The 14814-nt window shown below is 54.9% G+C and carries 17 protein-coding genes; 11 read left to right on the forward strand and 6 right to left on the reverse strand.

The window, feature by feature from the left end; all coding sequences use genetic code 11:
* The first annotated feature begins 21 nt into the window (after positions 1–21).
* Positions 22–840 (forward strand): enoyl-ACP reductase FabI, encoded by an 819-nt coding sequence (gene fabI / locus HB779_RS09940; protein WP_188345542.1) that lies wholly within the window; start codon positions 22–24, stop codon positions 838–840.
* 14 nt (positions 841–854) lie between these two features.
* Entirely contained in the window at positions 855–1445 is a 591-nt protein-coding gene (locus HB779_RS09945; RefSeq protein ID WP_188345860.1) for a histidine phosphatase family protein, read from the forward strand.
* A 16-nt stretch (positions 1446–1461) separates the two neighbouring features.
* Here HB779_RS09945 and HB779_RS09950 read toward each other — a convergent pair whose 3' ends face one another.
* A complete protein-coding gene (locus HB779_RS09950) occupies positions 1462–1716 on the reverse strand; it encodes a DUF1344 domain-containing protein (RefSeq protein ID WP_188345543.1) in 255 nt (84 codons plus the stop codon).
* Between the two features lie 170 nt (positions 1717–1886).
* Between HB779_RS09950 and aroC the strand changes: the two genes are divergently transcribed.
* Positions 1887–2981 (forward strand): chorismate synthase, encoded by a 1095-nt coding sequence (aroC, locus tag HB779_RS09955; protein ID WP_188345544.1) that lies wholly within the window; start codon positions 1887–1889, stop codon positions 2979–2981.
* A 15-nt stretch (positions 2982–2996) separates the two neighbouring features.
* A complete protein-coding gene (ribB, locus tag HB779_RS09960) occupies positions 2997–4100 on the forward strand; it encodes a 3,4-dihydroxy-2-butanone-4-phosphate synthase (protein ID WP_188345545.1) in 1104 nt (367 codons plus the stop codon).
* Between the two features lie 16 nt (positions 4101–4116).
* Here the strand turns inward: ribB and HB779_RS09965 are convergent, their stop codons facing one another.
* On the reverse strand, positions 4117–4575 hold the full coding sequence (locus tag HB779_RS09965; RefSeq protein WP_188345546.1) for an Lrp/AsnC family transcriptional regulator: 459 nt from the start codon (positions 4573–4575) through the stop codon (positions 4117–4119).
* Positions 4576–4701: 126 nt separating this feature from the next.
* Here HB779_RS09965 and HB779_RS09970 point away from each other — a divergent pair, with 126 nt between their 5' ends.
* Positions 4702–5985, forward strand: a complete 1284-nt coding sequence (locus tag HB779_RS09970; protein WP_188345547.1) for a cystathionine gamma-synthase family protein — start codon at positions 4702–4704, stop codon at positions 5983–5985.
* A 12-nt stretch (positions 5986–5997) separates the two neighbouring features.
* Here HB779_RS09970 and HB779_RS09975 read toward each other — a convergent pair whose 3' ends face one another.
* Genes HB779_RS09975 through HB779_RS09990 form a run of 4 tightly spaced genes read right to left on the reverse strand, consistent with a single transcriptional unit; the run spans position 5998 to position 8373 of the window.
* A complete protein-coding gene (locus HB779_RS09975; protein ID WP_188345548.1) occupies positions 5998–6687 on the reverse strand; it encodes a hypothetical protein in 690 nt (229 codons plus the stop codon).
* Complete coding sequence (locus HB779_RS09980) at positions 6684–7340, reverse strand: hypothetical protein (RefSeq protein ID WP_188345549.1); 657 nt, start codon at positions 7338–7340, stop codon at positions 6684–6686. The genes HB779_RS09975 and HB779_RS09980 overlap by 4 nt, the downstream gene beginning before the upstream one ends.
* Before the next feature lie 5 nt (positions 7341–7345).
* Positions 7346–7591: a hypothetical protein gene (locus tag HB779_RS09985; RefSeq protein ID WP_188345550.1), complete on the reverse strand. Its 246-nt coding sequence runs from the start codon at positions 7589–7591 to the stop codon at positions 7346–7348.
* A 14-nt stretch (positions 7592–7605) separates the two neighbouring features.
* Complete coding sequence (locus HB779_RS09990; protein WP_188345551.1) at positions 7606–8373, reverse strand: hypothetical protein; 768 nt, start codon at positions 8371–8373, stop codon at positions 7606–7608.
* A gap of 245 nt (positions 8374–8618) precedes the next feature.
* On the opposite strand from HB779_RS09990, the gene HB779_RS09995 reads away from it, so the two are divergent.
* The 6 genes from HB779_RS09995 to HB779_RS10020 all read left to right on the forward strand — a co-directional run bounded on the left by HB779_RS09995 (position 8619) and on the right by HB779_RS10020 (position 14807).
* Positions 8619–9545, forward strand: coding sequence for a histone deacetylase family protein (locus tag HB779_RS09995; RefSeq protein ID WP_188345552.1), 927 nt, complete (start codon positions 8619–8621; stop codon positions 9543–9545).
* 4 nt (positions 9546–9549) lie between these two features.
* Positions 9550–9804 (forward strand): exodeoxyribonuclease VII small subunit, encoded by a 255-nt coding sequence (locus HB779_RS10000; RefSeq protein WP_188345553.1) that lies wholly within the window; start codon positions 9550–9552, stop codon positions 9802–9804.
* A gap of 64 nt (positions 9805–9868) precedes the next feature.
* Positions 9869–10792 carry a pirin family protein gene (locus tag HB779_RS10005; RefSeq protein ID WP_188345554.1) on the forward strand — a complete coding sequence of 308 codons (924 nt, stop codon included), beginning with the start codon at positions 9869–9871 and terminating at the stop codon, positions 10790–10792.
* Between the two features lie 105 nt (positions 10793–10897).
* Positions 10898–12817 (forward strand): 1-deoxy-D-xylulose-5-phosphate synthase, encoded by a 1920-nt coding sequence (dxs, locus tag HB779_RS10010; protein WP_244642511.1) that lies wholly within the window; start codon positions 10898–10900, stop codon positions 12815–12817.
* Positions 12818–12823: 6 nt separating this feature from the next.
* Positions 12824–13570: a TlyA family RNA methyltransferase gene (locus HB779_RS10015; protein ID WP_244642512.1), complete on the forward strand. Its 747-nt coding sequence runs from the start codon at positions 12824–12826 to the stop codon at positions 13568–13570.
* 7 nt (positions 13571–13577) lie between these two features.
* Positions 13578–14807, forward strand: a complete 1230-nt coding sequence (locus HB779_RS10020) for a class I SAM-dependent RNA methyltransferase (protein ID WP_188345555.1) — start codon at positions 13578–13580, stop codon at positions 14805–14807.
* Positions 14808–14814 lie beyond the last annotated feature (7 nt).

Raw genomic sequence — 14814 nt, forward strand, 5'->3', positions numbered from 1 at the left:
TCTTTCGTGAAGGGTTGGTAAATGACCGCCAAAACTGGTTTGATGCAAGGTAAACGCGGACTTATTATGGGCGTTGCCAATAATCGGTCGATCGCCTGGGGCATTGCCAAGGCGGCGCATGATGCCGGTGCCGAACTTGCTTTTACCTATCAGGGCGATGCCTTGAAGAAACGCGTCGAGCCTCTGGCTGAGGAATTGGGCGCATTTCTTTGTGGCCATTGCGATGTTTCGGATGCTGCGACCATCGATGCATGCTTTGCAACACTGGAAGAAAAGTGGGGCAAGATCGACTTTCTGGTTCATGCCATCGGCTTTTCCGACAAGGATGAGCTGACAGGCCGCTATGTCGATACATCGGAAGCCAATTTCACCAAAACCATGCTGATTTCGGTATTTTCGCTGACAGCCGTTGCCAAACGCGCTGAAAAGCTGATGACCGATGGCGGTTCGATCCTGACGCTGACCTATTACGGCGCTGAAAAAGTCATGCCGAACTACAACGTCATGGGTGTTGCCAAGGCCGCGCTTGAAGCCAGCGTCAAATATCTGGCGGTGGATCTCGGCCCGGACAATATCCGCGTCAATGCAATCTCTGCCGGTCCGATCAAGACACTTGCAGCCTCCGGTATCGGCGATTTCCGCTATATTCTCAAATGGAACGAGTACAACGCGCCGCTGCGCCGTACCGTGACCATTGAAGAAGTCGGCGACGCCGGTCTGTATTTCCTTTCCGATCTTTCCCGCTCGGTAACAGGCGAAATTCACCATGCCGATAGCGGCTATCATGTCGTGGGCATGAAAGCTGTGGACGCTCCTGATATCTCAGTCGTCAAGGATTAATCCCCAAAGTGCATTTGCCTGACACGATTATTTATTTCTCGCGTCACGGCGAGACGGACTGGAATGTGTCCGAGCGAATTCAGGGGCAGGAAGACGTTGATATAAACGCGCGCGGCCGGAAACAGGCCGATCGCAATGGTGATTTGCTGAAATCCTTGATTGGGAATGGTGAGGGCTTTGACTTTGTCGCCAGCCCTTTGCGCCGCACCCGTGATACGATGGAGCGGATCAGGACCCGCATGGATGTTGATCCCAAAGCTTACCGCACGGATGACCGCCTTATGGAGGTCAATTTCGGCGACTGGCAGGGTTATATGATGGAAGACATCGAAGCCAAATCGCCTGAACTTGTGATGGCGCGGGCCAAAGACAAGTGGAATTTTGTCCCGCCGGGAAAAACCGCTGAAAGCTATGCAATGCTCGGCGCCCGTGTGGCGGACTGGCTGTCAGAGGTTAAAGGCCCCACAGTGTGCGTTACCCATGGTGGATGCCTCAGAACAATTTTCCAGATGGTTGAGGGGTTGGACGGGCATGACGCCGCTAACCTCCCGATCACGCAGGACCACATTCTACACTTTGAAGAAGGTCGTCTAACCTGGCTTTAATCGCCTGTCCGAATACTTATTCGACCGTCTCTTCGATGTCGGTGATGAAGCGTTCTTTATTGACCAGATCGAACATCAGCGTGACCTTCATGCCCTGTTCGATGGCGCTGAAATCGAATTCACCTGGCAGTTTGTAGACCTTGCCATCATCGAGAGTGATCGTGGAATTGTCCGCGTCGATCTTGGTGATTGTACCCTTAGCATCGTCCGCCAGGGCGCCTACCGGAAACAGGGAAGCGACAAACATGAATGCTGCGACGATGAAACGCATTTTGATATCCTCTTGATCAAAATCGACCGGCTGATTTGTTGGTCATGTTAAAGCGTTCATTTGTGGCAAAACAATTGCTTTTTTCGTAACGGAAGAAGGAATTTCAGCGGCGGGTTTGACCACAGGCGTAAACGCCCATAAAACCCCCTGACATAACCTCGGGTAGCCTCATGTCGCATAACACTTTTGGTCATCTTTTTCGTGTCACCACTTGGGGTGAAAGCCACGGAATCGCGCTTGGTTGCGTGGTTGATGGTTGCCCGCCCGGTATCAGTTTTTCGGAAGCGGAAATTCAGGCCTATCTCGACAAGCGCAAGCCCGGCCAGTCGAAATATACGACGCAACGGCGTGAGCCGGATCAGGTGCGTGTTCTCTCCGGCTTTATGCTGCAGGAAGACGGCGTGACGATGATTTCCACCGGCACGCCGATCTCGATGATGATCGAGAATACGGACCAGCGGTCCAAGGATTATGGCGATATTGCCCGCCAGTACCGTCCGGGCCATGCCGACTACACCTACGATGTGAAATACGGCATCCGCGATTATCGTGGCGGTGGGCGTTCGTCTGCCCGCGAAACGGCGGCGCGGGTTGCCGCTGGCGCCATTGCCCGCAAGGTCGTACCCGGTCTGGTCGTGCGCGGTGCGCTGGTTGGCATGGGCATTCACACCATAGATCGTGACCGCTGGGACTGGGACGAAGTGAACAACAACCCGTTCTTCACACCGGATCCGGGATCGGTCGATACTTTTGCCAAATATCTCGACGGCATCCGCAAGGCTGGTTCGTCAATTGGGGCTGTTGTCGAGATTGTTGCAGAGAATGTCCCGGCCGGACTGGGTGCACCGGTTTATGGCAAGCTCGATCAGGATATTGCCAGCTATCTCATGTCCATCAATGCCGTGAAGGGTGTCGAGATCGGCGATGGTTTCGAGTCGGCTAAACTGAGCGGTGAGGAAAACGCCGATCAGATGCGTACCGGCAATGATGGCAAGCCGTTCTTCCTGTCGAATCACGCGGGCGGTATCCTTGGCGGTATTTCCAGCGGTGCGCCGGTAGTGGCGCGCTTTGCGGTCAAGCCGACCTCCTCGATCCTGACGCCGCGCCAGAGCATTGATGCGGATGGCAAGCAGGTTGATGTGATGACCAAGGGCCGGCACGATCCGTGCGTCGGCATTCGTGCCGTTCCAATCGGCGAGGCTATGGTTGCCTGTGCGATTGCCGATCACTATCTCAGACATCGTGGCCAGACCGGCCGTATTTAATCAAGAGGCGCATACATGGCTTACAATCAAAAACGGGTCGTCGATGCGCTGCGCGCGTTCGAACGCGGAGAAATCGTCGTCGTCATGGACGATGATGGACGCGAGAACGAAGGCGATCTGATCGTTGCCGCTGTTCATTGTACCCCGGAGAAAATGGCGTTCATCGTCCGGTACACATCCGGGATCGTCTGCACACCCATGCCGCGCGAACATGCCAAACGCCTCAACCTCGCGCCGATGGTCGCCGACAATGATGCGCCGCATTCCACTGCGTTCACAGTGACGGTCGATTACAAGCACGGAACAACCACGGGTATTTCGGCTGATGACCGCACATTGACTGTCCGCAATCTCGCCAATCCCAATGCTGGCGCGGTGGATTTCGTCCGCCCCGGTCATATTTTTCCGCTGGTGGCGCGCGAAGGCGGTGTGCTGATGCGTTCCGGCCATACGGAAGCCGCCGTCGACTTGTGCAAGCTGGCTGGCCTGCCGCCCGTTGGGGTAATCTGCGAGCTTGTGAACGACGATGGTTCGGTCATGCGCGGCCCGCAGGTGGCAAGCTTTGCCGAGACGCACAATCTGCATCAGGTGACAGTTGCCGACCTCATTGCCTATCGCCAGCGCAAGGAAACGCTGATCGAGCGCATTGGCGAGTATGAAATTGATACCTGTGCCGGAACAGCCAAAGCAATCACCTACGCGCTGCCATGGGAACCGATGCACCACGCAGCGATTGTTTACGGTGATATCCGCGATGGCGAAGATGTCCCTGTGCGGCTGCAGCGTGAAGATATTCTGAGCGATGTGTTTGGCAATAGGAACACGCTCGACAGCATCATGAAACGCATCGCCGAGGAGAAACGCGGCGTTATCGTCTATCTGCGCGAAGGCTCTGTTGGCGTTGGCCGTGACGATGATCGCAACCGCGCCAATCTGCAGGATCGCGAAGCCCATGCGGAAGCCAAAGTGCGCGATGAAGAATGGCGGCAGATCGGCCTCGGTGCACAGATACTGAAGGATCTTGGCATCACCTCGATCCGGCTTCTGTCTTCCCGTGAAAGGCACTATGTCGGTCTGGAAGGCTTTGGCATCCAGATCACCAAGACGGATATTATTTGAACCGGCGGTGGGTAGTTTAAATCCGCCGTTCCTTGATCGTATTCATGATGAAACTCGTCTCGATAGAGGCGACGCATTTCAGCCGCGCGATCTTTTCCTTGATGAAGCGCTCGTACTGTTCCAGTCCGGCGCTCATCACCTTCAGCACATAATCGCGTGAGCCGGTGACGAGGTGGCATTCGAGCACCTCGTCCCAGCCGCGAATGGCTTCTTCAAACATAACAATTTCATCTTCATGCTGCCGGCTGAGGCGCACGGTTGCTATCGCAGCCATGGTCCAGCCTTGAATGATGGGGTCAACGAGTGTCGTATAACCCCGGATAATTCCCGCCTCTTCCATCCGCCGCAAGCGACGCAAACAGGGCGAAGCCGACAGCCCAATCCGCTCTGCCAATTCGTTGTTGGTGATGCGGGCATCGGCCTGCAATTCTCTCAAAATCCGGCGATCGGTGTCGTCAGCAATTTTCTGCGTCATAATCTCTCATTCGTGGCAATTGTTTGCTGAACTCAATTCAATTTGATCGCAAATAGCAAGGATTGATCGCACAGTTTGATATAATTTGCTTGGCAACGGACTTAACATTGACGCGAGGAGATTCGCATGGTCGCTCCCCATCCTTCCAAAACCCATATCGGTAATCACAAGCTGCATCCTGAAACATTGATGCTGAACTACGGCTACGATCCGGAGCTGTCGGAAGGTGCTGTGAAGCCGCCGGTTTTTCTCACGTCGACCTTTGTGTTCAAATCGGCTGAGGAAGGCCGTGACTTCTTCGATTTCGTTTCCGGCCGCAAGGAGCCACCAGCGGGCGTTGGCGCGGGTCTCGTCTATTCGCGCTTCAACCACCCCAACAGTGAGATCGTCGAGGACCGGTTGGCTGTCTACGAACGCACGGAAAGCTGCGCACTGTTTTCATCCGGCATGTCAGCCATCGCCACGACCTTGCTGGCTTTTGTCCGCCCCGGCGATTGCGTTCTGCATTCGCAGCCGCTCTATGGCGGCACGGAAACCCTGCTCGCCAGGACATTCCTGAACATGGGCGTGGCTGCTGTCGGTTTTGCCGATGGCGTGAATGAAGCGTCCGTGCAGGCCGCCGCCGATGAAGCGATGACCAAGGGCCGTGTTTCGATGATTTTGATCGAGACCCCTGCCAATCCGACCAACAGCTTGGTCGATGTAGCCATGATCCGCCGCATTGCCGATGCCATTGGCAAGAAGCAGGGGCATCCACCTGTGATCGCCTGTGACAACACTTTGCTCGGACCGGTATTTCAGCGCCCGATTGAACATGGCGCTGATATCTCTCTCTACTCGCTGACAAAGTATGTCGGCGGCCATTCCGATCTGATTGCCGGGGCTGCCTTGGGTTCAAAAGCCGTCATGAAGCAGGTCAAGGCTCTACGCGGTGCCATCGGTACGCAACTTGATCCGCATTCCTGCTGGATGCTTGGCCGCTCACTCGAAACCCTCAGCATCCGTATGGAAAAGGCCAACAACAACGCCTTGGCGGTGGCGGATTTCCTGCGTGATCATTCAAAGGTCGAGAAGATCCACTATTTGCCCTATAATGATGCGAATTCACCGCTTGGCCGCACCTTTGCGGCACAGTGTACCGGCGCAGGTTCGACCTTTTCGTTCGATATTCACGGCGGTCAACCGCCAGCCTTCAAGTTCCTGAATGCCCTGCAGATATTCAAACTGGCCGTCAGCCTCGGAGGAACCGAATCTCTTGCCAGTCATCCCGCGACAATGACCCATTCGGGTGTGCCGATGGATGTGCGCCAGAGGATCGGCGTGCTGGATTCGACCATCCGGCTGTCCATCGGCATCGAACACCCGGACGATTTGATCGCCGATTTGACGCAAGCTTTGGCAGTGGCGTAACCGTTCGAAATATTAGGGGAGCTCAAGCGGAAACGGCGTGGGCTCCCAGAATTTTTCGAGTTTTAGATTCTTGATTGTCGTTGCCTCCATGGTCTGCAAAAACCTCGAGAGCTCCAGCCGGTCCCGAGCAAAGAGTGCGGGACAGAAGGATGGGTGTTCGGCATCCATTGCCCTTCGAAGTCCAGCACTTTGGCTGATGATCTCCACTGCGGCATCAAAATCACCGGCCGCAACTGCCATGAGAAGTCGCGCGTAATATTTGATCTTGAATGGATGAAAGTTGTTTTCATTCTTCGATGCAAAAGCGACCAGTTGTTCAAAAGTGATGAGGTCCCGCAGTTGCCGCAGCGCCGCTTCAATAAATAGCAGCATGAGTTCAACAGTCTCGGGGCGATCGACACCCCAGTTGGCAAAACCATAGACGTTTTCTTTTATATCGATAAGCTTGGGGTCCAGGGCCTCAAAGTGAAAATAATTGAGCCGGTTGCCCCAACCGATGCCATCAGAATCGCTGCCGTCAAATGTCAAGCAGACGCTGACAGACGGCATGAAAGATTTTGGATCGATACTGCGGTCAATAAATACACCGCGGACGAAATGAGTTACTGGTTTAAGGATGAGATATCGTCCGACCAACGCCAAATCGGAATGGCGCTGGAGAAGGGGTTGAACAACTTGTTTGACCTGCGCGACTGTGGTCATTCAAACGGGAAGGGCGCTGGTTTCCAAATTTTCTCTAGTTTAAAAACTTTGACTGACTGTGCCTCCCATTCGTGAAGAATGCGCGCAAGCTCTATATAGTCCCTTTTTATAAGGAACTGGCGGAATTCAGGTGCGATCTTGGAAATATAGGCAAAACTATCTTCGTTTTCCTCGATCTCTCGTAAGCAAGAATCGAGCTCTCCTTCAGCCGCATAAACAAGAATCTTATTAAATGGGATTCTTCTTGGCCCATCAACCCAAGAGTAGCTTCGGTATACAAATGCCATGTAGTCACTGAATGTTTGTATCGGTCGTAGTTGAGGCAGGGCTTCGTCCTCAATCATCTCCAACATGCGTGTGACAGTCTCCGGCCGACTGACATCCCATTGAGGTTTTCCAAAGTCTATTGGGCCATATACGCTTTTGAACAATTGCTGCCCGGTCCCGAGATCGACTGTTGATCTGGCAGGAATGAGCAATCCTACAGCCGTATGGGGTACGAATTCGTTGGGATCGCGGCTACTTTCGAGGTAGACTCCGCGCCAGATGTGTTCGACAGGTTTAATGAAGATAAACCTCCCGATAGATTCCAGATCTTGATTTCGCTGTATGAGAGGTTGAACCGCTCGACGGACTTGCGCGACAGTTGTCATTGTCTTCAATAGGATCCGTTGATACTTGAGTTTGGTCTGATTTCAATGATCGTAAAATTAGCCGCTCCGAAGTGCTTTGCGACCGATTTTGAAATTTCACCAATACGCGCTGGACTAAGGCCGCTTCGACCAGTTTTTATATCGTAAACGCAGACCATCTGTTGGTGAACTTTTTCAAGAACATCAATACGAATGCTGCCTTTCTTACCTCGCCTTATCTTATCGGGTATTTCAAATACAGACTTCATCATGGACAATTCTGTTTTTAAATCGGATCGTTCATCGATTTTATTTGATGTTCAAGGCGGCTATGCACAGCGGTTCCGTAGGTGGCTGGTGAATAATAATTTGCAACAGATCCAGCCGAGAAGGCCGCAAGGTCTGTTTGCGTCTGCACAGTCCAGTATTTTGGACAAAGTCTTCCGACGTCATCTCGTGCCAGCTCTTTTGTGGTTGCCAGAACTTTTTCTGGCGTTTTGGTTTGTTCAAATCCCCAAGCGCGAAAGCTAATTGCGGCGACACTGTCGCTGTCGTTTTGTGCAACAGCAGTGTTGTATTGATTAAGTGCCTCGTGAAGAGGAAGGGCAAGCTCAGGATCGGGAAGGAGTTGGATAAGGGAGTCCAACGCGCGAAATGCTGGAGTGGTTCGTCGAAAGAATGCACGTCCCATATTAATCAACGGCTTAACGTTGACAAATGGCTTTGCAACGCCGGGGTAAGACTGAGCCCCATATGGATCGTCGATAGAGAGAGTGCCGTCGTTCCCAGCCCCACCACCCGTCCACTGTCCCCCATCTGGATTACCAGCAGGAACGCGCGGCTGATCAGGATCAAACTTCCGCAACAGATCCACTTCCGCCCCAAGCTTAAGCTCAGCCAGTAGCAATGCGCGTTCATGCTCAAGCTGCCGGTATTGCTCACGGCGGGCCTCACTGAATGGAGCGGCTTTGAGTGCCTTCAGCTGAAGGTCGTTGGCGGAAATGTGCCATTGAAGGCGGAGATTTCTGGGAGAAGGGTCACCTGATAATGTCATGAATACTATCCTTAAAAGGATAATATTCCTACATTGAGGAGGTAATCGTCAATTAGACATTGGTTGGTGTTTTGATAAATCCCGCCGGATTTACATCAAGACTGAGGGGCGATACCGGATCGAGATTGCTGCAATAAAGCCCGTTCGCGCTTTTGCCTCTTGTGCTGAGCTTGAGGCTTGATGCAAATTCCATCGGCGCGGCCGTGAGGCTGTGCGGATATTCAACCCCGTTGCAGAAAGCCGATATGGTCACCCGTCTTTATTCGCATCCGATCTATCTTGAACATCTGACGCCAACCGGTCATCCCGAAAGGCCGGACCGTTTGCGCGCCCTCAACAAGGTGCTGGAGAGCGACGCATTTGATCCTTTGGACCGCATTCTTGCGCCGCTCGGGGATGAAGCAACAATCCTCTATGCCCATCCGGAAAACTACCTTGAGCGGGTGCGGCAAGCCATTCCGGATGAGGGAATCACGCGGGTTGATGCGGACACGTCAGTCAGTCCCAAAAGCTGGGAGGCGGCGCTGACTGCCATCGGTGCAGCCAATGCGGCGGTGGATGATGTTTTTGCGGGCAGGGCCGACAATGTCTTCGTTGCCTCGCGTCCCCCGGGGCACCATGCGGAACGGGACCGGGCGATGGGCTTCTGTCTGTTCAACAATGCGGCCATTGCGGCGCGCCATGCCCAAAAGGCCCACGGCGCCGAGCGCGTGGCTATCGTTGATTGGGACGTGCATCACGGCAACGGCACGCAGGATATCTTCTGGGACGACCCTTCGGTGCTCTATTGTTCAACGCACCAGATGCCGCTCTATCCCGGAACAGGTGCGAAAGACGAAATTGGCGCGGGGAATATCGTCAACGCGCCTCTTGCTCCCCAGACCGGCAGCGATGATTTCCGCGAGGCCTTCAATTCGCGCATTTTGCCGTCCCTTGATCGTTTCAAGCCGGATCTGATCATCATTTCGGCTGGCTTCGACGCGCATCACCGTGATCCGCTGGCTGAGATCAATCTGGATGAGGATGATTTTGACTGGGCGACCGGCGTTTTGCTGGAAAGAGCTGGGAAGTATGCATCGAACCGGCTTGTCAGCCTGCTGGAAGGGGGCTACGACCTCAAGGGAATGTCGCTTTCCGCAGGCGCGCATATCCAACGTTTGATGAAAGGTTGAAACCATGGCTGACGTGCAGACCAATTCCGATATCGCCGCCATGAGCTTCGAGCAGGCACTCGATCAGCTGGAAAAGATCGTTGATGATCTTGAGCGCGGCGATGTGCCGCTTGAGCAGTCAATCCGTATTTATGAACGCGGCGAAGCATTGAAGAAACATTGCGATACGCTGCTGCGCGCCGCCGAAGATAAGGTGGAGAAAATCCGTCTGGGCCGCGATGGCCAGCCAGTGGGTACCGAGCCGCTCGATCCGGAATAGAGCGCGCTGTTCAGACCTGCTGCGAAAAGCTATCATACGGTTCTGTTGAAACGGAGCGGTGTTGATGAGCTTTTTTCCCGGTAAAGACCCGGAACCCGGCGATGCAACTGCGGTTGATTCCATAGAAACGCTGGTCATTCCGCGCACGAGCGATGTTGGCGGCTTGCAGGTTCGCCGCGCCTTGCCAACAGCCAAGCGCCGCCTGGTTGGCCCGTTCATTTTCTTCGACCGTATGGGCCCCGCGATCTTGCGTCCCACCGACGCGCTCGACGTGCGCCCGCATCCGCATATCGGTCTTTCAACGGTAACCTATCTCTTCGATGGCAATATCCGCCACCGCGATAGCCTTGGCACCGAAATGGTCATTCGCCCCGGGGACGTTAATCTGATGACGGCAGGCCGCGGCATCGTCCATTCCGAGCGCTCGCCGGAAGAGTTGCGCACCAAGCCCTTGCCCATATCGGGTTTGCAAACCTGGCTGGCGCTGCCTGATCATCTTGAAGAAATTGATCCAACCTTTGCCAATACCGGAGCGGGTGACCTGCCGGTTTTGCACGAAGCCGGTTTTGAAGGCCGTGTTGTCATGGGCACGTTCCATGGTGTTGGTTCTTCGGTCAAACAGCATGCCGAAACGCTGTATGTTGATATCCGCCTGCAGCCCGGCGGCCATATCCAGATACCGGCGGATGCTGCGGAGGAGCGCGCCATCTATACACTGGACGGATCCGTGGAAATTGCTGGCGAAAGCTTTCCGGCGGATCGCCTGCTGGCGTTCCGGGCAGGCGACGAGATTATCATTTCGGCACCGCAAGGCGCGCATTTCATGCTGTTTGGCGGCGCTACGTTGCCGTCCAAGCGTTATATCTGGTGGAACTTTGTTTCATCATCGAAAGAGCGGATCGAACAGGCGAAGGAAGAATGGCGCTCAGGCCGCTTCGATATCGTGCCGGGCGACGAAGAAGAATTTATACCACTGCCTGAAAATTGACATGGGCGGGGAGAAAGCTGTTTTTCTTGCTGCTTGACTGGAATTCCTCTAGGAAACGGCGCCAGCCCTCTGGCAAGATTTGACCTTGGAACTGGAACCTGTGCTTTGGCCAAGAATTTTGAAACACCGCTGCTTGATTGCGTTAAAATCCCCTCGGATTTGCGCCATTTGCCGGAATCGGACTTGCCACAGCTGGCGCAGGAATTGCGCATGGAACTGGTTGATGCGGTTTCCACCACGGGCGGCCATCTTGGTGCCGGACTGGGTGTCGTCGAGCTAACCGTCGCCTTGCATCATGTTTTTGATACACCGCATGACAGGGTTATCTGGGATGTCGGCCATCAGGCCTATCCGCACAAGATTCTGACCGGTCGGCGCGACCGTATCCGCACCCTGCGGCAGGAGGGTGGTCTCTCCGGTTTCACCAAGCGCAGCGAAAGTGAATATGATCCCTTCGGCGCGGCGCATTCGTCCACATCCATATCAGCCGGATTGGGTATGGCGGTGGCAAGTGATCTTTCCGGCATCAAGCGCAATGTGATTTCGGTGATCGGCGATGGCGCCATGTCAGCGGGCATGGCTTACGAAGCGATGAACAATGCCGGCGCGCTCGATGCGCGGCTTGTCGTTATTCTCAATGACAACGACATGTCGATTGCGCCGCCGACGGGTGCGATGAGCGCTTATCTGGCCCGCCTGGTCTCAGGCAAGACCTACCGTTCGTTCCGCGAAACAGCCAAACAGCTTGCCAAGAAACTGCCGAAATTCCTGCAGGAAAAAGCCCGCCTTTCGGAAGAATATGCCCGGGGTTTCTGGACCGGCGGCACGATGTTCGAAGAGCTGGGCTTCTACTATGTCGGGCCCATCGACGGGCACAATCTGGACCATCTCCTGCCAGTTCTGAAAAACGTCCGCGATACGATGGATGGCCCGGTGCTCATTCATGTGGTTACGCAAAAGGGCAAAGGCTACGCCCCGGCTGAAGCGGCTGCCGACAAATATCATGGTGTCAACAAGTTCGATGTGATCACCGGTGCGCAGGCCAAACCGCCTGCCAATGCGCCGAGCTATACCAAAGTCTTCGCGACAAGCCTGATTGAAGAAGCGCGGCACGACGACAAAATCGTTGCTGTCACTGCCGCCATGCCGGGCGGTACAGGGCTCGATCTCTTTGGTGAAGCTTTTCCCAGCCGGGTTTTTGATGTCGGTATTGCTGAACAACATGCAGTGACATTTGCCGCAGGATTGGCAACGGAAGGCTTCAAGCCCTTTGCGGCAATCTATTCGACCTTCCTGCAACGCGGCTATGATCAGGTCGTGCACGATGTGTCGTTGCAGAACCTGCCGGTTCGGTTTCCGATCGACCGGGCAGGGCTTGTGGGTGCCGATGGTGCCACCCATGCAGGCTCTTTCGATACGGGTTTTCTTGCAGCTTTGCCGGGCTTTGTCGTTATGGCGGCGTCGGACGAAGCGGAATTGCGCCATATGGTGCGCACAGCCGCAGAGTATGATGAAGGCCCAATTTCCTTCCGTTATCCCCGGGGTGATGGCGTTGGTGTCGATATGCCGGAGCGGGGCCAAATACTTCAGATTGGCAAGGGCAGGATTGTCCGCGAAGGGTCAAAAGTTGCGCTTTTGTCTTTTGGCACGCGCTTGCAGGAATGTTTGGCTGCTGCCGATGAGCTTGATGCCGCAGGACTTTCGACGACTGTTGCCGATGCCCGTTTTGCCAAGCCGCTCGACGAGGACATGATTCGCCGTCTGGCGCGTGAGCATCAGGTCCTTGTGACTGTGGAAGAGGGCGCAATAGGCGGCTTTGCCTCGCACGTACTGCATTTTCTCAGCCGCGATGCTCTTCTGGATCATGGTTTGCGGGTGCGCGCACTCACACTACCGGATGTTTATCTCGATCATGCCAAGCCGGAAGCCATGTATGCGCGTTCCGGACTTGATAGCGCAGGCATCATTCAGGCTGTTTTTGGTGCTCTTGGCCGCGAGTATCTGGCCGCTCCGGCTCGCGCCTGAGCCGGCATGTCTGTGATGCGTCTGGATCAGTTACTTGTAGAAAAGGGTCAGTTTGCCAGCCGTTCGCGGGCGCGCGATGCCATTGTGCGCGGCACAGTGACCGTTGAAGGATCCATCATAACCAAGCCCGGAGCTACCTTTGGTGACGCTGCCGTCATCACCGTTGATGATCCGGCAAGCGGCTATGTTTCGCGTGCGGCGTTGAAGCTGATCGCCGGGCTCGATCATTTTTCCATTGATGCGAATGGTGTCTCGGCGTTGGACATTGGCGCCTCAACCGGCGGATTTACGCAAGTATTGCTTGAGCGCGGAGCGGTGCATGTTACGGCCGTCGATGTTGGCCATGACCAGCTCCACCCCAGTTTGCGCACTGATTCCCGGGTTACCAATCTGGAGGCGCTGAATGCGCGCGAGCTATCTCGTGATCATCTCGGCGGTCGAACGATCAATTTGGTGGTGTCTGATGTCAGTTTCATTTCACTGAAACTCGCCCTGCCACCAGCACTGGAATTGGCAGAGCCGGGCAGCCACTGTGTTCTTCTGGTCAAACCGCAGTTCGAGGCCGGGCGTGAGGCGATTGGCAAGGGCGGCATTTTACGCGATCCAATGGATGGCGAACGCGTTGCAAATGCTCTAAGGAACTGGCTGGATGGATTGCCGGGCTGGAAAGTTCTGGGGCTATGCCCTTCGCCCATAGAGGGCGGCGATGGCAATCGCGAATATCTTCTGGCCGGTTTGAAGAGAAAAGATTGAAGAGCTGATGAGCACGCGCGTAACAATTGAGCGGATGGGCGCCGGTGGCGATGGCATTGCCGCAACGGCGGCAGGCAGCGCCTACGTACCTTTCTCTTTGCCGGGCGAAATTGCCAATGTCGCGCTGGAAAATGGCCGCGCAACGATGATGGCTTTGCTTGAAGCATCGCCGGAGCGTATCGAACCTGCCTGCCGTCATTTCGAAGAGTGCGGTGGTTGTGCTTTGCAGCATTGGCAGGAGAGTGCCTATCAGGACTGGAAGCGCTTACTGGTTCAGGAAGCCCTTGGTGGCCGCGGCTTGCAGTTCAAACTTGATCCGCTGTTCGCCTGTGCGCCGCAAACCCGCCGTCGCGCGGTTTTTGCTGTTCGCACCAGCGAGCATGGCGCTGTGCTTGGCTTTAACAGGCATCAAAGCCATGAGTTGATCGATATTACAGAATGTGCGGTGACTGTCCCCGAGATTGTCTCGCGTCTGGATGATCTGCGCGATCTTGTTGCAGTTCTTGGCGGTGGCATGAAGCCGTTCAAACTGACTGTTACGGCAACGACTTCAGGGCTCGACATCACCGCTTCAGGATGTGGGGCGCCGGATTCTGCCAAACGGCAGGCTCTCACGACTCTCGTGCTCAAAAAAGGTTTCGCCCGGTTGAGCTTCGAGGGTGAAATCATCGTCGAACCAAGAAAGCCGATGGTGCATTTCGGCAAGGTGCCGGTTTTTATTCCGCCCGGTGGATTTTTGCAGGCAACGGCAGAGGCTGAAGAAGCGATGTCGGCGCTGGTAGCGGCGCATCTCGGCAAAGCCAAGAAGTCCATCGATCTGTTCTGTGGATCCGGCACATTTGCCTTCAGAATTGCGGAAAAATCCTCAGTCCACGCGGTGGAAAGTGATCAGATGGCGCTCGATGCGCTGGATCGTGGTGCGCGCCATGTGCAGGGACTGAAACCAGTCAGTGTCGAGCGCCGTGATCTGTTTCGCAGGCCATTTCTGGCACGCGAACTGGCGCCCTTCACCGGTCTCGTCTTTGACCCGCCGCGTGCCGGTGCCGAAGCACAGGCCATCGAGATCGCCAAATCATCGGTACCGAAAGTTGCTGCTGTTTCCTGCAACCCGGTTACTTTGGGTCGCGACCTCAGCATTCTCGTCAAAGGTGGGTACAAGATTGACCGCGTGGTGCCGATTGACCAGTTCCTCTGGTCATCGCACGTTGAAACGGTAGTCCTGTTGTCGAAGAAATAGGGAAGGG

It is taken from the genome of Phyllobacterium sp. 628 (assembly GCF_014189505.1).
Classification (GTDB): Bacteria; Pseudomonadota; Alphaproteobacteria; order Rhizobiales; family Rhizobiaceae; genus Phyllobacterium.